The organism is Metallibacterium scheffleri, assembly GCF_002077135.1.
GTDB lineage: Bacteria > Pseudomonadota > Gammaproteobacteria > Xanthomonadales > Rhodanobacteraceae > Metallibacterium > Metallibacterium scheffleri.
Genome location: NZ_LDOS01000002.1, coordinates 1,282,317 through 1,303,120 on the forward strand (window position 1 = coordinate 1,282,317; position 20,804 = coordinate 1,303,120).

20 protein-coding genes and 1 tRNA gene are annotated in these 20,804 nt (G+C 65.9%); 5 read left to right on the forward strand and 16 right to left on the reverse strand.

The annotated features are described in order from the left end of the window. Positions 1-56: 56 nt before the first annotated feature. The gene (locus Mschef_RS10955) at positions 57-1,943 is read right to left on the reverse strand and encodes an HAL/PAL/TAL family ammonia-lyase (RefSeq protein ID WP_081128367.1); all 1,887 of its coding nucleotides are present in this window, start codon (positions 1,941-1,943) and stop codon (positions 57-59) included. A 311-nt stretch (positions 1,944-2,254) separates the two neighbouring features. Continuing rightward, positions 2,255-3,640 carry a histidine--tRNA ligase gene (hisS, locus tag Mschef_RS10965; protein WP_081129974.1) on the reverse strand — a complete coding sequence of 462 codons (1,386 nt, stop codon included), beginning with the start codon at positions 3,638-3,640 and terminating at the stop codon, positions 2,255-2,257. 128 nt (positions 3,641-3,768) lie between these two features. Here hisS and Mschef_RS10970 point away from each other — a divergent pair. Beyond that, a tRNA-Pro gene (locus Mschef_RS10970) sits at positions 3,769-3,845 on the forward strand. 154 nt (positions 3,846-3,999) lie between these two features. Here the strand turns inward: Mschef_RS10970 and Mschef_RS10975 are convergent. The 14 genes from Mschef_RS10975 to grxC all read right to left on the reverse strand — a co-directional run bounded on the left by Mschef_RS10975 (position 4,000) and on the right by grxC (position 14,470). Then, a complete protein-coding gene (locus Mschef_RS10975; protein ID WP_081128372.1) occupies positions 4,000-4,368 on the reverse strand; it encodes a PilZ domain-containing protein in 369 nt (122 codons plus the stop codon). Positions 4,369-4,395: 27 nt separating this feature from the next. Beyond that, positions 4,396-5,397: a PIG-L deacetylase family protein gene (locus tag Mschef_RS10980; protein ID WP_168708790.1), complete on the reverse strand. Its 1,002-nt coding sequence runs from the start codon at positions 5,395-5,397 to the stop codon at positions 4,396-4,398. A 98-nt stretch (positions 5,398-5,495) separates the two neighbouring features. Beyond that, positions 5,496-6,440, reverse strand: a complete 945-nt coding sequence (holB, locus tag Mschef_RS10985) for a DNA polymerase III subunit delta' (protein WP_081128378.1) — start codon at positions 6,438-6,440, stop codon at positions 5,496-5,498. Continuing rightward, positions 6,437-7,069: a dTMP kinase gene (gene tmk / locus Mschef_RS10990; RefSeq protein WP_081128380.1), complete on the reverse strand. Its 633-nt coding sequence runs from the start codon at positions 7,067-7,069 to the stop codon at positions 6,437-6,439. Before tmk ends, holB begins: the two co-directional genes overlap by 4 nt. After that, complete coding sequence (gene mltG / locus Mschef_RS10995) at positions 7,066-8,094, reverse strand: endolytic transglycosylase MltG (protein ID WP_081129975.1); 1,029 nt, start codon at positions 8,092-8,094, stop codon at positions 7,066-7,068. Before mltG ends, tmk begins: the two co-directional genes overlap by 4 nt. 152 nt (positions 8,095-8,246) lie before the next feature. Beyond that, entirely contained in the window at positions 8,247-9,485 is a 1,239-nt protein-coding gene (gene fabF / locus Mschef_RS11000; protein WP_081128383.1) for a beta-ketoacyl-ACP synthase II, read from the reverse strand. 148 nt (positions 9,486-9,633) lie between these two features. After that, entirely contained in the window at positions 9,634-9,873 is a 240-nt protein-coding gene (acpP, locus tag Mschef_RS11005; RefSeq protein WP_081128385.1) for an acyl carrier protein, read from the reverse strand. A 93-nt stretch (positions 9,874-9,966) separates the two neighbouring features. Next, complete coding sequence (fabG, locus tag Mschef_RS11010) at positions 9,967-10,710, reverse strand: 3-oxoacyl-ACP reductase FabG (protein ID WP_081128388.1); 744 nt, start codon at positions 10,708-10,710, stop codon at positions 9,967-9,969. A gap of 232 nt (positions 10,711-10,942) precedes the next feature. Further along, positions 10,943-11,929 carry an ACP S-malonyltransferase gene (fabD, locus tag Mschef_RS11015; protein WP_136256190.1) on the reverse strand — a complete coding sequence of 329 codons (987 nt, stop codon included), beginning with the start codon at positions 11,927-11,929 and terminating at the stop codon, positions 10,943-10,945. Between the two features lie 80 nt (positions 11,930-12,009). Continuing rightward, positions 12,010-12,978, reverse strand: a complete 969-nt coding sequence (locus Mschef_RS11020) for a beta-ketoacyl-ACP synthase III (RefSeq protein WP_081128391.1) — start codon at positions 12,976-12,978, stop codon at positions 12,010-12,012. Positions 12,979-13,052: 74 nt separating this feature from the next. Next, a complete protein-coding gene (gene rpmF / locus Mschef_RS11025; RefSeq protein ID WP_081128394.1) occupies positions 13,053-13,247 on the reverse strand; it encodes a 50S ribosomal protein L32 in 195 nt (64 codons plus the stop codon). Between the two features lie 19 nt (positions 13,248-13,266). Then, positions 13,267-13,773 (reverse strand): YceD family protein, encoded by a 507-nt coding sequence (locus tag Mschef_RS11030; RefSeq protein WP_081129977.1) that lies wholly within the window; start codon positions 13,771-13,773, stop codon positions 13,267-13,269. A gap of 50 nt (positions 13,774-13,823) precedes the next feature. Further along, on the reverse strand, positions 13,824-14,222 hold the full coding sequence (locus Mschef_RS11035) for a carboxymuconolactone decarboxylase family protein (RefSeq protein ID WP_081128397.1): 399 nt from the start codon (positions 14,220-14,222) through the stop codon (positions 13,824-13,826). Then, complete coding sequence (gene grxC / locus Mschef_RS11040) at positions 14,198-14,470, reverse strand: glutaredoxin 3 (RefSeq protein WP_176212444.1); 273 nt, start codon at positions 14,468-14,470, stop codon at positions 14,198-14,200. Before grxC ends, Mschef_RS11035 begins: the two co-directional genes overlap by 25 nt. Before the next feature lie 243 nt (positions 14,471-14,713). On the opposite strand from grxC, the gene Mschef_RS11045 reads away from it, so the two are divergent. The 4 genes from Mschef_RS11045 to ppk1 all read left to right on the forward strand — a co-directional run bounded on the left by Mschef_RS11045 (position 14,714) and on the right by ppk1 (position 20,670). After that, the gene (locus tag Mschef_RS11045; RefSeq protein WP_081128400.1) at positions 14,714-16,360 is read left to right on the forward strand and encodes a M48 family metalloprotease; all 1,647 of its coding nucleotides are present in this window, start codon (positions 14,714-14,716) and stop codon (positions 16,358-16,360) included. 208 nt (positions 16,361-16,568) lie between these two features. Continuing rightward, positions 16,569-17,258: a phosphate regulon transcriptional regulator PhoB gene (gene phoB / locus Mschef_RS11050; protein WP_081128403.1), complete on the forward strand. Its 690-nt coding sequence runs from the start codon at positions 16,569-16,571 to the stop codon at positions 17,256-17,258. Then, positions 17,251-18,537 (forward strand): phosphate regulon sensor histidine kinase PhoR, encoded by a 1,287-nt coding sequence (gene phoR, locus Mschef_RS11055; RefSeq protein WP_081128406.1) that lies wholly within the window; start codon positions 17,251-17,253, stop codon positions 18,535-18,537. Before phoB ends, phoR begins: the two co-directional genes overlap by 8 nt. A gap of 60 nt (positions 18,538-18,597) precedes the next feature. Continuing rightward, positions 18,598-20,670 carry a polyphosphate kinase 1 gene (gene ppk1 / locus Mschef_RS11060; protein WP_136256188.1) on the forward strand — a complete coding sequence of 691 codons (2,073 nt, stop codon included), beginning with the start codon at positions 18,598-18,600 and terminating at the stop codon, positions 20,668-20,670. Positions 20,671-20,804 lie beyond the last annotated feature (134 nt).

Consider the following 20,804-nt stretch of genomic DNA (forward strand, 5'->3'; position numbering starts at 1 on the left):
AAGGCGGACAGCATCAGGCGAAGCCAAGCCCGACGTGGGCGCGCACCTGCCCCGCCTCAGCCCAACCCCCGCCCCGCCAGCGCCACCATCCGCGCGATGTCGCCATCCATGGCGCGGTCGCGCGGCATGAAGGCGACTTCGCGACGGATGGCCTCTAGCGCGCGGGCGACGGCAGCACCGGGGCGAAACTCGGGCGCACCGGCCAGGGCCTGCATCAGCGCGCGGGCCTCCTGCTCGAACTGCGCATGCTGCGGGTGGCCGGGCTCGGGCGCGCCGCCGATCTTGGCGGCCAGCGCGCGCCAGTCGCCGTGCCGCGCCAGTCGCCGCGCGGCATTGAGCATGTCGCGGCGGTAGTCCAGCGCCTGCGCGGCGGTGTACAGCTCCAGCGCCAGTACCTGCCCCAGCTGTTCGCACATCGCCAGCACGTGGCGCGCCTCGTTGGCGCCCATCGACACGTGGTCTTCGGCGTTGGCGCTGGTGGGTATGGAGTACACGCTGGCCGGATGCGCGCGGCTGGCCAGGTCGTTGACCAGGGCGGCGGCGGTGTACTGCACGATCATGAAGCCGGAATCGGTGGCGTCCTCGTTGCCGGTGAGGAAAGCCGGCAGGCCGTCGTTGGTGGCGGGATCGACCAGCTTGGCGATGCGGCGCTCGCTGATCGAGGCCAGCACCGGGATGGCGGCTTTGACGTAGCTCATCGCCAGCGCCAGCGGCATGCCGTGAAAATGACCGGCGGAGACGACCTGATCCTCGATCACCTGCGCGCCCTCGACATCGGGAAACAGCAGTGGGTTGTCGGTGACGGCGTTGAGTTCGATCTCGATGACGCGCGCGGCCTGCGCCAGCGCGTCGCGCACCGCGCCATGCACCTGCGGGATGCAGCGCAGGCTGTAGGCGTCCTGCGGCTGGTGCTTCTTGCCGCCGCGAAACGGCAGGAAGCGCGTGTAAAACGCCTCGCGGCCGTGGCGGCGCTGCACCGGCACCCAGTCCCAAGACAGATCGAAATGCAGGGCCTGGTCCTCGGGCTCGCGCCAGGCCTGCGCCGTCCATGTCGCGAAATGCGGCACCAGGTGGTAGGGGATGTCGATCAAGGTCGAGCCGGCCAGCAGCTCGCGCAGATGCGCGGCGGTCTCGACCTGGCCGGGATGCGGGCGCAGCGCGTGCACGTCTTCACGGAACGCGCCGCTGCGGCCGGCGAAGGCCTCCAGGGTCATCGCCGCGGCGAGATCCGCCAGCTCGACCTGCTGCTGCAGCCGGTCCAGCGCCAGCGCCGCGCAGGCCAGCATTTGCGCGGTGCCGTTGTTGAGCGCGAGGCCCTCCTTGTACGACAGCCGCACGGGTTCGAGCCCGGCGCGACGCAGGGCCTCGGCACCGGGCAGGCGCTCGCCCGCGAAGAACGCCTCGCCGCCGCCCAGCAAGACGATGGCCAAGTGCGACAGCGGCGCCAGATCACCGCTGGCGCCGACCGAACCCAGTTGCGGAACCACCGGCACCACGCCGCGATTGAGCATCGCGGTCAGGGCCTCCAGGGTTTGCACGCGCACGCCGGAGTGCCCGCGCATCAGGGTGTTGATGCGGATCGCCAGCATCGCGCGCACCACGTCGGGTGCGAACGGCTCGCCGACGCAGACGGCGTGGGTGACGATCAGGTTGTGCTGCAGCTCCTCGAGCAAGCTGCCCTCGCGCGTCTCCGGATTGCCGCCCGGCAGCTCGTCGCGCGCGCGATGCGCGCCCAGCAGTTTGTCGGCGTTGCTGCCGAAGCCGGTGGTGACACCGTAGATCGGCTCGCCGCAACGCACCTTGTCGGCCAGAAAATCGGCGGTGCGGCGTACGCGCTGCAGCGCCGCGGCATCCAGTGCCACCTGCGCGCCGTCGCGGGCGATGGCCAACAGACCGGCGCGGCTCAGGCCGTAGCCGTCCAAAAGAACTTTCTTTGAAGTCACGCTGAGTGTCCCTCCGAGTCAACGTTCGGCGGCTGTGCGGGGAGCCGGGGTACTTCCATGGGTCTGCCCCAAGCGGTTCTGGCGATCTCGTCGAAGTGCCTCAGCACGCGTTCGCTATGGGAATCACGGTGATGGAACACCCAGCGAGCGACCACGATCCGGTGATCGGAATGACTCATCTGGCCGCGTGCCATGGCGTCATAGTCTCCGAGCCATGGCGCCTGCGCTTCCAACCCATCGAACTCGCAGCCGACAGCCTTGTCTTTCAGCAGGGCACCGCACGCGGCACAGATTTCCACGAGGAGTCGTCCTCAGCCCATCACCTGGGCCTGCTCCAGCTCCACGCGCAGGGTCCTGACCAGCTCGCCGCGCGCGACCTCGAACTGCTCTTGCTTGCGCATGTCCTTGAGCGTGACCACGCCCTTGGCCTGCTCGTCCGGCCCCAGCACGGCGACGAAGCGCACGCCGGCGCGGTCAGCGTGCTTGAACTGTTTCGCCAGCTTGCCCGGCTCCATCACCACCTCGGTGGCGATGCCGGCATTGCGCAGTTGCGTGGCCAGTTCCAGATAGGCTGGCAGTTGCGCCTCGTCCATCATCGTCACCAGCACCTGCACCGTGCTGCTGGCCGCGCCCAGCAAGCCTGCCTCGCGCAGTTGCCAGAACAGGCGCGTGGCGCCGATGGAAATCCCCACGCCGGGCAAGTGCGAGGTGGTGTAGTTGCCGGCCAAGTTGTCATAACGCCCGCCGGAGCAGATCGAGCCGATCTGCGGATGCTCCAGCAGGTGCGTTTCGTATACGGTGCCAGTGTAGTAATCCAGCCCGCGCGCGATGGACAGGTTCAGCGCGTAGTGCGATTCGGGCACACCAAAGGCGCGGATCAGCTGCAGCACTTCCTTGAGTTCGCTGCGACCTTGCTCGAACAGGTCGCCACCGCCTTCGAGCGCATCCAGCCGCGCCAGCGCATCGGCATGCGAATGCGAGCGCACCTCGACGAATGCCATGATGCGCGCCACGGCCGCATCTGACAGCCCCAGCGGTGCGCCGATGAGCGTGGCGCGCACCGCTTCGGCGCCGCGCTTGTCGAGCTTGTCGACCTCGCGCAGCACCAGCATCTGCTGATCGCTGGTCACGCCCAGACTCTCGAAGTAGCCGCGCATCAGCTTGCGGTTGTTGAGCTGGATCTGGAACGGCCCGATGCGCAAGTCGCGGAATACGCTGTGAATCACCGCCGGCATCTCGGCGTCGTAGCGCACCGACAGACGATCCTTGCCGATCACGTCGATGTCGCACTGGTAGAACTCGCGAAAACGCCCGCGCTGCGCACGCTCGCCGCGATACACCCGCTGGATCTGGTAGCGGCGAAATGGAAAGCTCAAGTCGCGTTCGTGCTCGGCCACATAGCGTGCCAGCGGCACAGTGAGGTCGAAGCGCAACGCCAGTTCGGGCTTTTCGTCTGCGTCCCTGTCAAGTGCACTCAATGCACCGGTGGACTGCACGAAATACACTTGGCGCTCGGTCTCGCCGCCTTGCTTGGTCAGCAGGATGTCGGCGAACTCGATCGCCGGGGTCTCGATCGGCAGAAATCCGAAGCGCTGAAAATTGCCACGGATCGTATCGAGCATGTCCTGAAACGCGATCTGCTCGGGTGGCAGCAGTTCCAGCACACCGGGCATGGTGCGGGCAAGCGTGAGCGTCATCGTGGGTTCGCTGGCGGTCGTGGAATGGCGCGCCAGTTTAGCGGATTGCACCGCCGCGCCCGCGCCGCGAAGCATCGTGGCGGCTTGCGGCAGGCGCGGTGGCGCTTGTATCATGCGCGGCCTTTCGTCGGGGTGTAGCTCAGCCTGGTAGAGCGCTACTTTCGGGAGGTAGAAGTCGCAGGTTCGAATCCTGTCACCCCGACCAATTTCAATGAATTACGCGCGAGGCCCGACCAAAAATCGGGCCTTTTCGTTTGCAGTTGCTCCAGGCAAGCAGACGCCCCCTCACACCGGCACGCACGTGTACAGAAGTGCCACTTCGCGCGTGCTTTCCACGCGCCCGCTCCGCGCAGTTCCACTCAAAGGGTGTAGGTGGGTTTTTCCGAAGCCAGTCGGACGCCCAGCAGTGCTTCGATGCGCTGCCGCGCGACCTCGCCCTCGGGTGATTCAGAGAATTGCACGCCGATGCCAGCCACACGATTGCCTTGCGCGCCCTGCGGCGTGATCCACACCACGGTGCCGGTGACCGGCAAGCGCTCCTTGTCCTCGAGCAGGTTGACCAGCAAGAACAAATCATCGCCAAGGTTGTAGCGTTTGGTGGTGGGCACGAACAGTCCGCCACCCTTGATGAAAGGCATGTAGCTTTGATACAGCGTGGCCTCGTCCTTGATCGCGACCGGCAGGATGCTTTGGCGCGCGCTGGCGGCGGGCTGGGCGGGTGCGGCCATGATGACCTCGACGGTATCCGGGATGATTCAAGCCAGACTGGCGGAATCACTGGACAAGGTCAAGGCAGGCTCCTGGCCGCCCTGGCGCCAGCCCCAGTGATCGAAGATCCACAAACCGGGGCGCCGGCTGTACAACTTGACGAATACCGGTGCGCGCGGCGTCTGTGCAAAGCCGAGTGCTGGCTGCGGATGCAGTTGCAAGTGCAGCGGGCCACTAACGGCACCTTCGCGCCAAGGCAGTTGCCATGCCTGCTCGCCGCAGACCACGAGCAGCGCGCAGGCACCGAACTGCGGCATGGCGGGAAGCCACGGCAACTCCAAACGCATGCCGGTACCGACCGGCGCGGCGGCAGGCACATACGACTCGCCATGGGCGACACGCCGCCGCCAACGCCCGCCCGCCAGCGCGAGTTGGCTGGCATGGGCCTCGAGCGCGCGACCCTTGCGCGCGCGCTCGTCGGCACTCAGCATGAAAGCTTGCGCCTGGGTCGCGGATCCATGCACGGCGAAACCCCAAAGTGCCGGACGCGGCGCGGGCCAGTGCGCCAGGACCAGCTCGGTGAGCACGCGCGCAGCGCTGTGATCGGGATGCCGGTCTTCAAGAATCGGCGCCACGATCAGAGTCGGACGCAACGGCAACAGCGCGGCGCGCAGCGCCACGAGGCTTGCCGCCAACTGATCGGCAATGCGTGCAGTGAGGCCGAGGTCAGGCCAACCCATGGCGTGCAGGCAACTGGCTGGCAGGCCAAGACACGCGAGCGCATCGATCGCCTCCGCGCGGCGGCGACGCCCCCATGCGGCGCGCGCATCAGCGCCGATGCGCAGGCGCCGCTCCAGCCAGCGCTGCGGCCATGGATTGTTGTCGCCATCGGTCAGCAACAATACCGACACCGCCGCGCCCGCCGCCTGCGCACGTTGCAGCAGGCCACCACTGGCGATGGTTTCATCATCCGGATGTGGCGCGACGACCACCACGCTGGCCCCGGGCTCGGCCAGCAGCCGCGCAAGTTGTTGGTCGAGTGGGTTCATCGTTGCTGTCATCAATACTCTTGCATCATATGCCAGCGCCCATTTGCTGCCGCTGCGGCGCAACGGCGCGTGTGCTCAAGAATACTGCCTGATGGTCCTCAGGCATTGCGCAGGCTGAGGAAGTCGAGCAATACCAAATCAACACGCAGCGGTCCGCGCAACAGCTCGCGCGCGCGATTGGCCTGCTCGAACCATTGCGCCAACTGCAGCAGCGTGCGCGCCGCGGCCAGTGGTCCACGCTCACCCGCAGTCTGCGCGCGCAACTCGCGCGCCAGCCACTGCGCGGCGAACTGCAGGCGCTGCGCGGGATTGTCCTGGCTCCAGCTTTGCGCCAGCGCCAGTGCATCGGCGCGTTGCGCCAGCAATTGTGCCAGCTCACTGCGCACCGCCTCGCGTCGCGGCAGCGCACCCTCGCGCAGATAGGTCGCGGCCAGTCCGGGGTTGCCTTCTGCGGCCTCCAGCGCCTGCACGCTGTCACCATGCAAAGCCTGCGCATCAAGCCATGCCTTGGCCTCGGCACGCGCCGGCAACTGAAAGTGCACGCGCTGGCAGCGACTGCGTACCGTGGCCGGAAGGCGCTCGGGATGATCAGCCAGCAGGATCAGCAGCGCGGCGGCGGGCGGCTCCTCCAGGGTTTTCAGCAGCGCGTTGTCGGCGGCGGCATTGAGTGCGTCGGCAGGATCGATCAGCACGATGCGCCAACCGCCGAGCTGACTGGCCAGGGTCAGTTTTTCACACACCGTCCGCACTTGGTCGATCACGATCTCGCTGCGCAGCTTGCCCTCGCGGTTGGGCGCGAGTTCCACGCGATAGAAATCGGGATGGGTTCCTGCCATGCGCAGACGACAGCCATGGCACTCGCCACAGGCCTCGCCGGCTTGCGGCGCGTGGCACAGCAGCCGCGCAACCCAGCGCTGGGCGAACGCACGCTTGCCCAAGCCACCCGGACCAAGCAGCAGGAGCGCGTGCGGCATGCGCTCCTGCTCCAGCGCCAGTTGCAAACGCTGCCAGTGCGGGACATGCCAAGCCGGCGCGGCGCTCATGCGCGGGCCGCCAGCAGCGGCTGCAACGCAGCTTGCGCGGCGGCGAGCACGACCTCGGGCATTGCATTCGCATCAAGCAGGCTGAAGCGCCATGGCTCGGCCGCGGCGCGCGCTCGATACACGCTGCGCACGCGCTCGAAGAAGTCATCGTTCTCGCGCTCGATCCGATCAGGATGATCGCGCTCCGCGGCGCGCGCGCGCCCCGCCGCCACGGGCAGATCAAGCAATAGCGTCCGATCGGGCTTGAGATCCAGCGCAGCCCATTGTTCCAGCGCGCGGATACGCGCCACGGGCTGGCCGCGTCCGCCGCCCTGGTAGGCGTAGCTGGCATCGGTGTAGCGGTCGCTGAGTACCCACCGCCCCGCCGTCAGCGCCGGTTCGATGAGTTTGCGCACCAGCTCGGCACGCGCGGCGAACATCAGCAGCAGCTCGGCCTCGGCGCTGAGCCCGGCCTGCGCGGGATCGAGCAGCAACATGCGCAGCGCTTCGCCCAGGGCGGTGCCACCTGGCTCACGCGTGCGCACGACCTCGAGTCTCTGCGCGCGCAGCCAGTCTTCGAGACCACTGAGCAGCGTGCTCTTGCCAGCACCCTCGCCACCTTCCAGCGTGATGAAACGTCCGCGCATCATGGCTGGCGGTGCAGAATGTATTTGGCCACGGCCGCGTTCTGCTCCTGCAAGGTGTCTGAAAACTGATGCGTGCCGTTGCCTCGGGCGACGAAGTACAGCGCCTTGCCCGGCGCCGGATGCAATGCGGCATATAGCGCTGGCGCACCCGGCATGCAAATCGGTGTCGGCGGCAGACCATAGCGCGTGTACGTGTTGTACGCGGTATCGGTTTGCAGGTCCTTGTAGGTGATGGCGCCGTGGTAGGCGACGCCCAGACCGTAGATGACACTGGGATCGGTCTGCAGTTTCATGCCGATCTGCAAACGTCGCACGAACACGCCGGCGATGCGCGGGCGTTCGCTGGCCAGCGCGGATTCCTTCTCCACGATCGAGGCCAGGATCAACGCCTGATACGGGGTCTGCAGCGGCAGGCCCGGCGCGCGTGCCGCCCAGTCCGCGGCCAGTGTGCGCTGCATGGCCGCGTGCGCGCGGCGCAACACGTCCATGTCGGAATCACCCAGCACGTAGGCGTAGGTCTGCGGCAGCAACCAGCCTTCTGGATTGGGAGCTTCAATGCCAAGGCGTTGCGCCACCTGCGCGTCGCTGAGATGTTGCAACGTATGGCGCAGCTTGGGCGCTTGCGCCAGCGCTGCGCGCACCTGGGCGAAGGTCCAGCCATCGACCAGGGTGAACATGTGCTGCACTACGCGGCCTTCGGCCATGCGCGACAAGAGCGTGCGCGGGGTCAAACCTGGATCAAGCGCGTACTCGCCGGCGTGCAGGCGATCGCTCACGCCCATGCCGGCGGCCAGTGCGCGCCAGTACAGCTCGGGCGCATGGGTGGTGCCGCGCGCTTGCAGCATGACGATGATCGACTTCAATGTCGCGCCGCGTGGAATGTCGATGCTGTGCGTCGTGGTCTGCATCAGTGGCGTGCCGGCGAAATGACGGTAATCGCGATACAGCCATGCCGCCGCGACCAGGACCAGCAGCACGAACGCGCTGATCGCCACCACAACCACACGCCAGCCTTGCGCTTTCTTCATGACCTCACACCCGTAGTGACGCCGCGCGCGGCGGACATGGCCTGTGGCGCGGCATTCCAGGCGCGCCAACAGCCGCGCCACGAAAGCCTAACCGGATTCCATGCGCGCACCAATGCGCCACGATTCATGCTGCGCCCGGGCGTTGTCGTGGTTCAGAACGCGCGAAACACCAGCGTGCCGTTAGTGCCGCCGAAGCCGAACGAGTTCGACAGGATCACGCGCAACGGCGCCTGGCGTGCGATGTTGGGCACGAAGTCCAGATCGCAGCCATCTCCCGGGTGGTCGAGGTTGATGGTCGGCGGCACCACGCCATCGCGCAGCGCCAGCACCGAGAAGATCGCCTCGACACCGCCGGCCGCGCCGAGCAAATGCCCGGTCATGGATTTGGTCGAACTCACCATGAGCTTGCCGGCATGCGCGCCGAACAGGCTCTTGATGCCCTGCACCTCGGCCAGATCGCCGGCCTGCGTCGAGGTGCCATGCGCGTTGATGTAATCAACATCCTCGGGATTGAGTGCGGCATCGCGCAGCGCATTCTTCATGCAGCGCGCGCCGCCCTCGCCGCTCTCGCTGGGCGCGGTGATGTGGTACGCATCGCCGCTCATGCCAAAGCCGACCAGTTCGCAATAGATGCGCGCGCTACGCTTGCGTGCATGCTCGTAGTCTTCGAGCACCAGCACGCCGGCGCCATTGGACAGCACGAAGCCATCGCGGTCGCGATCCCAGGGCCGGCTGGCCCGAGCCGGCTCGTCATTGCGCGTGGACAGCGCGCGCGCCGCGCAGAATCCACCGACCGCGGTGCCCGTGGTGGCGTACTCGGCGCCGCCGGCGACCATCGCGTCGGCATCGCCGTACTGGATCATGCGCATCGCCAGGCCGAGGTTATGCGTGGCGGTGGTGCAGGCGGTGACGCAGGCAATGTTGGGGCCTTTCAGATCGAGCATGATCGAGAGGTTGCCCGAAATCATGTTGATGATCGAACTGGGCACGAAGAACGGCGAGATCTTGCGCACACCCGCCTCGTGGAAGGTGACGCTGGTGCGCTCGATGGTGGCGATGCCGCCGATGCCGGCACCCACCGCCACGCCGATGCGCTCGGCGTCATGCTCGTGCGGATGCAGGCCGGCGTCCTTGAGCGCATCCACCGCGGCGGCAATGCCGTAGTGGATGAACGGGTCCATCTTCTTGACGTCCTTGACCGGCACGTAGGCAGCGGGATCGAAATCGCGCACCTCGCCGGCGATGCGCGTCGGAAACGTGGAGGCGTCGAACTGGGTCAGTGGACCGATGCCGCTGTGACCTTCGCGGATCGCGCGCCAGGCGCTGTCCAGATCATTGCCGACCGGCGACTTGATGCCCATGCCGGTGATCACGACGCGTCGCTTGCTCACGCTTTACCTGCCCTCGGGCCGCGCCCGCTGCTTGCTAGTCCCACCCTGTGCCATACGCGCGCGCAGGGACGTATACAAAACGAAAGCTGCGCCTTGCGACGCAGCTTTCATGTTTTTGCCGCGGCCATGGCCGCCAGCACCGTCAGGCTCAGGCCTTGACGTGCGCCTTGATGTAATCGACCGCCTGCTGCACGGTGGTGATCTTCTCGGCTTCCTCGTCGGGAATTTCGCACTCGAACTCCTCCTCGAGGGCCATCACCAGCTCGACGGTATCCAGCGAGTCGGCACCCAAATCGTCCACGAACGAAGCCGTGGCGGTGACATCGTCCTCTTTCACGCCCAGCTGCTCGACAACGATCTTCTTGACGCGCTCTTCAATGGTGCTCATGGGTTGCATAGCCTCGCGGTAAAAAAGCCGGCGCATTGTAGTGTGAAAGCAAGGGTGTCGCTACTCGCCGTGCGCAGCGCCCCGTGGAGCCGATCAGGGCATGTACATGCCACCGTTGACGTGCAGGGTCTCGCCGGTGATGTAGGCCGCGGCCGGCGAGGCCAGAAACAATACCGCCTGCGCAATGTCCTCGGGCTTGCCAAGGCGACCCAGCGCGATGGTGGCTTCAAGCATCTTGCGCTGCTCTTCGCCCAGTGCACGCGTCATGTCGGTGTCGATGAAGCCTGGCGCGACCACGTTGACGGTGATGCCACGCGAGCCGATCTCGCGCGCCAAGGATTTGGAAAACGCGATGATGCCAGCCTTGGCGGCGGCATAGTTGGTTTGCCCGGGATTGCCGGTGACGCCGACCACCGAGGCGATGCTGATGATGCGCCCCTTGCGCGCCTTCATCATGCCGCGCAGCACGGTCTTGCTGGTGCGATACACCGAGCTGAGGTTCGTATCGAGAACCGCCTGCCAATCATCATCCTTCATGCGCATCAACAGTTGGTCGCGGGTGATGCCGGCATTGTTGACCAGGATCGACAGTGCGCCGTGTTCCTTGATGATGGACTCGATCAGCGCCTCCACGGCCGCCCCATCGGTGACATCGAGCATGCGCCCCTGGCCCCTGTGCGCGGCCAGACGCTGACTGATGGCCTCAGCGCCAGCGGCGCTGGTGGCCGTGCCGATCACCTGTGCGCCGGCGACTGCAAGGGTATCGGCAATCGACGCGCCGATGCCGCGACTGGCGCCAGTCACCAGTGCAATTTCACCGGCAAGGGAAATGTTCATCGAAACTCCCAGTGATCGATAGGCAAAACCAGGCATCCTGCCGCGGCGTGCGGGCAACGGGTTCTGCAGGCTAATACCGCTACGCTCATGTGCCAGAACTATTTTTATAAAACTTTAAAATCAATGCAATACATCAATATGTTCGCGTGAAATACTGCATAAAATCAGGCTGGCAATGGCAAGCCCCGACCACCCACTCTCCACCGCCGCGCGATTCCCGCCATCCAGCCGCTCAGTCATGCGCCACCCGCCACGCTCCCAACGCCGCGTCCAGATCGGCAGGCATGCCCAGCGCGCGTGCGTCGATGGACTTGTCGATGCGCTTGAGCAAACCGCTCAGCACCTTGCCCGGCCCGCACTCCGCCACGCGCGTGACGCCCAGCGCGGCCAGCGCCTGCATGCTATCGGTCCAGCGCACCGGCATATACAACTGGCGTTCGAGCGCGGCGCGGATGTATTCGATGCTGCCATAGGCGCGCGCCTCGACGTTTTGAATCACCGGAACCACCGGCATGCGCCAGGCGATGCTGGCCATGCGCTCGGCCAAGCGCGCCGAGGCATCGCGCATCAGCTCGCAGTGCGAGGGTACCGATACCGGCAGACGCACAGCCTTGCGCACGCCACGTTCGGCCAGCAGCACCAGCGCGCGCTCCACCGCATCAGTTTGACCGGCAATCACGGTTTGGCCGGGCGCGTTGAAGTTGACCGGCGCCACGATCTGACCCTCGGCGGCTTGCATGCAGACCTCGGCGATCACGGCATCGTCGCCGCCCAGCAACGCCGCCATGGCACCTTCACCTTGCGGTACGGCTTCCTGCATCAAGCGCCCGCGCTCGGCCACCAGGGCCGCGGCTTCGCCCAGTTCGAGCGCCTCGGCGGCGACCAGTGCGGTGTACTCGCCCAGACTGTGCCCGGCCATCAGTTCGGGCAGCGCGCCGCCCAGCTTGCGCCAGACACGCCAGACCGCGATGCCCGCCGCCAGCAGTGCCGGCTGGGTGTGCTCGGTGCGATTGAGCTGGTCTTCGGGCCCGTGCTGCGCGAGCGTCCACAAATCATGGCTCACGGCAGCCGAGGCTTCGGCAAACACTGTTTTGATCTCGGCATGTTGCGCGGCCAGTGCGGACAGCATGCCGACTGCCTGTGAACCCTGACCTGGAAACACAAAGGCCAGGTTCGGGACTCGGGATTCCGGATTCTGGACTGGAGAAACTGCATTCATGACGTGCGCCGCCCAACGGATATTATGCATGCGGGAAATCGGCCAGGCCCGCGCCATCCCGCGCCACGAATCCCCGCTTTTCAGTAGCGAATCAGCGCCGAAGCCCAGGTAAAGCCGCCACCGAAGGCTTCCAGCAGCAGGGTCTGGCCACGCTGTACCTTGCCCGAGCGCACCGCCTCATCCAGCGCTAGGGGGACCGAAGCGGACGAAGTGTTGCCGTGGCGGTCAACCGTGACGATGACGCGCTCCATCGGCAGGTGCAGGCGTTTGGCGGTGGCCTCGATGATGCGCAGATTGGCCTGATGCGGAATCAGCCAGTCGACCTGTGCTTCATCCACACCCGCGGCTTCCAGCGTTTCACCCACAATGCGATCCAGCGTGCGCACTGCGACCTTGAACACTTCGTTGCCACTCATGCGGATGCACACGCCAGCGTTGGGTTCGCCAGGATGGAAACCCACCGACACACCGACCGGGCTGTACAGCAGATCCTTGTGTCCACCGTCGGCATGCTGCTTGGTGGCCAGCACGCCGGGCTCCGCACTGGCTTCCAACACCACGGCGCCAGCGCCATCACCAAACAGCACGCAGGTGGCGCGATCGCCCCAGTCGACCATGCGCGTCAGGGTCTCGGCGCCAACCACCAGCGCCTTGCGCGCGCTGCCGGCGCGGATGAAATTATCGGCCACGCCCAGCGCGTAGAGAAATCCAGAACAGGCCGCGTTGACATCGAACGCCGCGCAGCCGTTGGCGCCCAGGCGATTCTGCAGCAGGCATGCGGTGGACGGGAAAATGAGATCCGGCGTGGTCGTGCCAACAATAATCAGGTCCAGGTCACGCGCCTCGACACCGGCACTGGCCAACGCCGCGTTGGCGGCATGAAACGCCAGATCGCCGGTGGTTTCGCCCTCGGCGGCCTTGCGTCGCTCGCGTATGCCGGTACGCGAGCGAATCCACTCGTCGCTGGTTTCGACCAGGCGCTCAAGGTCGGCGTTGGTGACAACGTGGCTGGGCAGATAACTGCCCGTGCCGGCGATGCGTGAGTACATCAGACCTGTCCCCGGAAGATTCGAGTTGTTCACGGTCGCTCCGAGCGGCCATGCGCGCGCGAAGGAATGCTGGCTCAATCTTCGTCGACGACGGCGGCCTGGGTCTGGATGACCTTTTTGCCGCGGTAGTAACCGTCCTTGGTGACGTGATGGCGACGATGCACTTCGCCGCTGGTCGGATCGGTCGCCAATTGCACCGGCACCAGCGCGTCGTGGGAGCGACGCATGCCACGCCGGGATGGCGTCTTGCGGCTTTTTTGCACTGCCATGGGGTATCTCCGGTAATTCTCAGTCGTGTTTCAGTTTGTGCAATCCGGCAAACGGATGCGGGGGCGTTGCAACGGGTTCCAGCGCTTCGTTTTGCCAGGGCGCGATCGCGTCCTCGCTGCCGGGACGCATCGGCACCAGCGGCAACGCCAGCAGCAATTCATCCTCGACCACATCCTGCAGCCGCAACGAGTCCTGCACCAGCAGCGCCTCGTAACCTGGCGGCAAGGCGAATTCATCGGCCTCGTCGCGGATCAGGCCGAGCCGCAGGTCCAGTGCCAGCGTGGTGCGAAAGGGCTCCAGCGTGCGTTGGCACAACAGATCGACCACCGCGCGAACCTGCAACTCGAGATAAGCCACGCCAAGATCATCGCGACCGAATTCGAGCTGATAATCCACATCCCCCGAGTCACCGGCCAGCTGCGACCGCAACCTCGCCAGCCTGGCAACCGGAAAGGATCCGGCAAAGGACCGCCGCGCCGAAACCATGCGCCAGGCGTCCACCGACTCGGGCAGATGCGCGGACATGAAGGCGGAATGGTAGCAGCGCATGGCGCCAAGTCAATCGCTTGCAACTCTCAATCCGGCGCCGCCGGGGCCACGCCGGCTGCCGGCATGGCCTCGATCTGATCGAGAAAATCCACCGCGCGACGCAGATGCGGAATCACGATCGACCCACCTACCAGCAGACCAACCTGAAAAATCTCCAGCATCTCATCGCGGCTGACCCCGGCCTGTCGGCACTGCGCCACGTGGTAACTCACGCAGTCATCGCAACGCAGTACCAGGGACGCCACCAGACCCAGCATCTCCTTGGTTTTCACGTCCAGCACACCGTCCTTGTAGCACTGCGTATCCAGTGCGAAGAAGCGCCGCACAACCTGATTGTCGTGCTCGAGAATGCGCGTGTTCATGCGCTGGCGGAATTCGGTGAACTGGCGGATGCGCTCGCTCATGCGCCTTGCTCCACCAGCCATGCAGCGAGCCGCCCGTCATGGTCGGCCGCGGCCAGTTCATCGAAACCGCCGATGTGTTGCGCGCCGATGAAGATCTGCGGCACGGTGCGCCGCCCGGCACTGCGCGCCAGCATGGTGTCACGCGCCTCGGGGTCGCTGTCCACGCGTATTTCGGTGTAACCAAGGCCACGCGCCTTGAGCAGGTTCTTGGCGGCCACGCAATAAGGGCATACCGCCGTGGTGTAGATGAGGATGGGGGGCTGCGACACTGCGGACTCCTGCGAGGCGGACCTGTTCGAGGAAAATTGGGGTGATGGAAATCCTGTACTGCATGCGCAGACGGGACCGCGTGCGCGTCAGGCACCATGAGGTTGCTGGCGCGAAACATCAAGCCATGCATGCACAAAACGCGACTGTATTCGCCAAAGCACGGCTTTATGATCGTCGTACCACGCTAGCGGGCGCAACGGGCTGCGGCTAACGTAATGCACACTTCCGGCTTTGCCTCGACCATGCGTTTGCATCCTCTGCTGCTGTCTCTGCTGCTGTCACTGTGCCTCGCCGTCGCGCTGATTCCCGCCGCCGGCGCCAGTGACGATGTGCGCCTGCCACATTTGGGCAGCAGTGCTGATCAAGCCTTCACCCAGGCCGAGGCCGCAGCTTACGGTGCCTCCATGCTGCGCCAGATGCGCGCGCTGGGCCTGGTTCTCGATGATCCTCTGGCCACGCAATTCATCAACGCGCTGGGTTACCGATTGGTGTCCAGCAGCGAATCACCCAAGACCCGCTTCACTTTTTTCATCCCGCGCGAGGACGTGATCAACTCGTTCGCCGCACCAGGCGGCTACGTCGGCATCAACTCGGGCCTGATCACCGTGACGCAAAGCGAGGACGAACTGGCCGCGGTGATGGCGCACGAGATCAGTCACATCGAGCAGCATCATCTGCAGCGCGCCTTTGCTGATGCCAGCAAGACCACGCCACTGTACGCACTGGCCATGCTCGGGGCACTGGCCGCAGCGGTCGGCGGCAGCAACATCAATGCACCCATGGCCATCGCTTCGCTGAGTCAGGGCCTGGTGGTGCAGCATCAGATCAACTTCACGCGCAAGGACGAAGCCGAAGCGGATCGCGTCGGCATCCAGACGCTGGCCAACGCGGGCTTCAATCCGGATGGCATGGCTGAATTCTTCGGTCGCATGCAGCTGCTGTTGCGCGCCGACAGCGGCGGCTACCAGGTACCGGCGTTGCTGCAGGACCACCCGGTGACCACGCTGCGCATCGCCGAAGCCGAGGCGCGCGCGCACACGCTCAAGGCGCAGATGGCGCAGCGCCAAGCGCTGCCCGCATCCAGCGTACGCTTGCCGACCTGGGAAACCACCCTGATACCGGTGCCGATGCTGCGCCAGCCAGACAATTTGTTCAGCGCCGCGCAGCGCAGCGATGCACCCGGCAGCAAGCGCGCGCACGATGACTATCTGCTCATGCGTGAGCGCGTGCGCGTGCTCAGCAGCACTGATCTCAGCGCTCTTGCGCGCTACTACGCCGACAATCTCGCACGCCATGCCGCCTTCGGCATTCCGTCCAACCACTACGGCTACGCGCTGGTGTTGATGCGCAGTGGGCACGCCAACGCCGCACGCGAGCAACTCGCCCCCTTGCTCGCGCAAGATCCCGACAACCTGCCGCTGCGTCTGGCCATGGCGCATGCTGAACTGCTGGCGGGTCAGCGCGCGCGCGCACTGGCGGACTATGCGCGCATCAGCCACGACTGGCCGCGCAACCAGGCCGTCGCGCTGGACTATGCCAGTGCCCTGATCCTCGACGCGGACCAGGCCGCAGGCGCCAAGGCCGAAGCGCTGTTGCGCCCGCAACTGGACGACAGCGATGCCCCCGAGGTGTACCGCATCTATGGCCGCGCCGCCGAACTAGCCGGACTGAAAATCCGCGCTGCCGAGGCCTTTGCCGATGCCACATTCCTGTCCGGCCACGCCGCAGCGGCACTGGATCAGCTCACGCGCCTGAGCCAGCGCGCCGACCTGGATTACGCACAGCGCGCGCGCATCGATGCGCGCATCGCCTGGCTTACTCCCATCGTGCTGGACCAGCGGCGCCTGCGCGCCAACTCGGGGGCCACGGGCGGCAGCGACGATCTCTAGCAGCCTGCTCGCCTCCACCAGCAAAGCCCGACGGGCTGTCAGGCGACGTTCGGGCGCTGGCGCAGCGCCGCTGCCGGCACGCATGCAGATCTCGCAAGCTGCCGCAAGTCCTTGCCATGCAAGACAACGCTCGATTCAGGCGCGCTTTTGTCATCGCGCTGCAACACCGGATGACTGTAATAATCCGGTCACCGCCGGGGGTCGCATCATGCACAAACGCATCTTGATCGTCGAAGACGAGGCATCGATCCGCGACATGGTCGCCTTCGCCCTGCGCAAGGCGGACATGGATCCGGTCCACGCCGCCGATGCGCGTGCCGCGCAGCTGGCGATCGCGGAAAAAGTGCCCGACCTGATCCTGCTGGACTGGATGCTGCCCGGGCTCAGCGGCCTGGATCTGGCGCGGCGCTTGCGCAAGGAGCAGCTCTCGCGCGAAGTACCGATCATCATGCTCACCGCGCGTGGCGAGGAAATGGATCGAGTCAGCGGCCTCGAGGCCGGCGTCGACGATTACGTGGTCAAGCCATTCTCTTCGCGCGAACTGATCGCGCGCATCCGCGCGGTGCTGCGCCGCAGCCAGGGCGAGGATGGCGAGGGCGTGATCGAAGCCGGCGCATTGCGTCTGGATGGCCCCGCGCACCGCGTGCATGCCGGGACGCAACCGGTACCGATTGGTCCCACCGAATACCGCTTGCTGCACTTCTTCATGACCCACCCGGACCGCGTGTACTCGCGCACGCAATTGCTTGATCACGTCTGGGGCAGCAGCGTGTATGTCGAGGAGCGCACCGTGGACGTCCATATCCGCCGCTTGCGCAAGACGCTTGAACCCTTCGGTCTGGACGCCATGGTGCAGACCGTGCGCAGCGCGGGTTACCGCTTCTCCACCGATGCGTGAAGCATCGCCGCGCCACAGTCTGATCCGCGCCCTGCTGCTCGGGACGTGGCTGTTGGCAGTCACCCTGCTTGCCGGTCTCGTGCAGCAGGCGTTGGCCGGATTCGCCCTGGCCGCCGCACTTGCACTCATCTGGATGTCCTGGTCCATGCATCGATTGCGTTGCCTGCCGACGCCAGGCTTTGCGCCCTCCGCGCCGCCGACACCCTCTGGCCACGATCCGCGCCGCGTGCGCCGGCTGGCGGCGCAATTCCGTGCGCTGCGCAATGCCGTGGCGGCGCTGCCCGATGCGGTGGTGCTGCTCGACGAGCACTGTCACGCACTGTGGTTCAACCCTGCCAGCGATGCATTGCTTGGCCTGCGGCGACCGCGGGAACTGCGCTGCGACCTGCGCGAACGACTACGCGGCACGCTCATCGGCGACTGGCTGGCCGCAGGCGCCAGCGAGCCGCTGCATGACATGCCCGCGCCACACGACGCGCAACGCCGCCTGTCGCTGTCGCTGATTCCTGTGGGCGCAACGCAGCGCCTGCTGCTGGCACGCGACATCAGCACGCTGGCGCGACTTGAGCAGATGCGCCGCGATTTCGTGGCCAACGTTTCGCATGAGTTGCGCACGCCGCTGACGGTGATCCACGGCTACCTCGAATTGCTCGATCCCGAAGACGTACCGCAACTGGCCGGCGTGCTCGGCGACATGCGCGCGCAGTCCAAGCGCATGGCGCAAATCGTCGAGGATCTGCTCACCCTGTCGCGTCTGGAAACACAATCCGGCGCCAGCGAGGAGCCGGTGGCGATGGCGCCGTTGCTGGCCACCTTGCGGCGCGAAGCCGAAGCGCTCAGCCAGGGCAGGCATCGCATCACCCTGGAGGTGGAGACTCCGGCAAACCTGTTCGGTTCACTCAAGGATCTGCACAGCGCCTGTTCGAATCTGGTCAGCAACGCGGTGCGCTACACGCCCAGCGGCGGCAGCATCCGCATCCGCTGGCAGCAACTTGAGGACGGCAGTGGCGCGTTTTCGGTGATCGACACCGGCTACGGCATCCCGGCGCACCACATCAGCCGTCTCACCGAGCGCTTTTATCGCGTATCGTCCAGCCGCTCGCGCGACAGCGGCGGTACCGGCCTGGGACTGTCGATCGTCAAGCATGCGCTGAGCATGCACCAGGCACGCATCGAGATCCGCAGCGAACCGGGCCAGGGCTCCACCTTCACCGCATTGTTCCCGGCCGCGCGCATGCTGCTGCCGGGCGCAAGCGACAACGCCACGCCGCGCGGCTGAGCCGCACGCTTGCCGCAACCCGCTGCGCGCGCGATGCTGGCGGGCCACACGGACCGATCCATGGACGCATTGAACGACCTTTCCCGCAACGAGCTCTACCTCAACCGTGAGCTGGCCGCGCTGGAATTCAATTTCCGCGTACTGGCGCAGGCGCGTGATCCGCGCATGCCGCTGCTGGAACGCATGCGCTTCATGTGCATCTCATCGAGCAATCTCGACGAGTTTTTCGAAGTGCGCGTGGCCGTGCTGCGCCAGCACATCAGCTACGGCGACGCACGCCCCGGTCCGGACGGCCTGCCCCCCGGCGAAGTGCTGGCTCGCATCCGCGAGCGCGCGCTGGCGCTGGTCGGCGAGCAATATCTGGTGTGGGCCGAGGAATTGCAGCCGGCACTGGCCGAGGAAGGCGTGCGCTTTCTCACCCGCGACCGCTGGAGCGCGCGCCAGAAACGCTGGCTGCAGGGCTACTTCCGCAACGAGATCCTGCCGGTGCTGTCGCCGCTGGGGCTGGATCCGGCGCACCCGTTTCCGCGCATTCTCAACAAAAGCCTGAATATCGCCGTGGTGCTGGAAGGTCGCGACGCCTTCGGCCGCGCCGGACACATGGCGCTGGTGCGCGCGCCGCGTTCACTGCCGCGCTTGATCCGCCTGCCCGCGCAGGTTTCCGATGCGCCGTGCGAGTTCGTGTTTCTGGCCGGATTGCTGCAACAGTTCGCCGCCGAGATGTTTCCCGGGTTCACGGTGCAGGGCTCCTATCAGTTCCGCGTCACCCGCAACAGCGAGCTGACCGTGGAGGAAGAGGAAGTCGAGAACCTCGCCAGCGCGCTGACTGCCGAGCTGATCGAGCGCGGCTTCGCGCGCCCGGTGCGCCTGGAAGTTGCCGAAAACTGCCCCAAGCCGATCACCGATCTGCTGATGGCCAATTTTGAACTGACCGAGCAGGACGTGTACCGCTGCGCCGGGCCGGTGAACCTCAGCCGCGTGGTGTCGATCTTCGACCAGGTTGATCGCGCCGATCTCAAGTTCCGGCCGTTCACCCCGCGCCTCAGCCCGTCGTTGGTGCAGGGCGCCAATGTGTTCGAGGTGATCGGCAAGCGCGACGTGCTGCTGCATCATCCCTACGAGTCGTTCCAGTCGGTGATGGAAATGCTGCGCCAGGCAGCGACCGATCCCGATGTGCTGGCGATCAAGCAGACGCTGTACCGTGTCGGCAGCGACTCGCCGCTGGTCGAGCATCTGGTCGAGGCGGCACGCGCCGGCAAGGACGTGACCGTGGTGGTGGAGCTGCGCGCGCGCTTCGACGAGGAGGCCAACATCCGCCTGGCCAATCGCCTGCAAAGCGCCGGCGTGCAGGTGGTCTACGGCGTGGTCGGTTACAAGACCCACGCCAAGATGCTGCTGGTGGTGCGCCGCGAGGGCCGCAAGCTGCGCCGCTATGTGCATCTGGCCACCGGCAATTACCACCAGATCACCTCGCGCCTGTACACCGACATCGGCCTGATGACCGCGCAGGCGGAAATCGGCGAGGACGTGCACAAGGTGTTCCAGCAGCTTTCCGGGCTGGGGCCGACGATCAAACTGACGCGCCTGCTGCAGTCGCCGTTCACGCTGTACAAGGGGCTGATGCAGCGCATCGAGCGCGAGATCAGGCACGCTGGCGCGGGCAAGCCGGCGCGCATCATCGCGCGCATGAACGCACTCAACGAGCCGAGCGTCGTGGAAGCGCTGTATCGCGCATCCACTGCGGGCGTCGAGATCGACTTGATCGTACGCGGCGCCTGCACCTTGCGCCCGGGTCTGCCGGGCATCTCCGAGCGCATCCGCGTACGCTCCGTCGTCGGGCGCTTTCTGGAACACAGCCGCGTGTACTGGTTCGCCAACGATGGCGCGCCAGAACTGTTCTGCTCCAGTGCCGACTGGATGGAGCGCAACCTGATGCAGCGCATCGAGGTGTGCTTCCCGATCCTCGACGCCACGCTGGCGCAGCGCGTCTACGACGAGACACTGGCCAATTACCTCAGTGACAACGCGCAAGCCTGGATTCTGCAGCCGGATGGGCACTACGAGCGCGTCGCGCGCGGCGATGGCCCATCGCACTCGGCGCAGCGCACGCTGCTGGCCAAGCTCACGGGCTGAAGTAATGCGCGACCGTTGCGCCGCAGCTGGCATCGACGCGTGGGCAGAGTAAAATGCATTTCCGATCACGGCCCTGTGCGGCCATTCGCCACTGCGCGCGGCGCGCGTAAGCATGGCTCCTGCTTGGCATATTC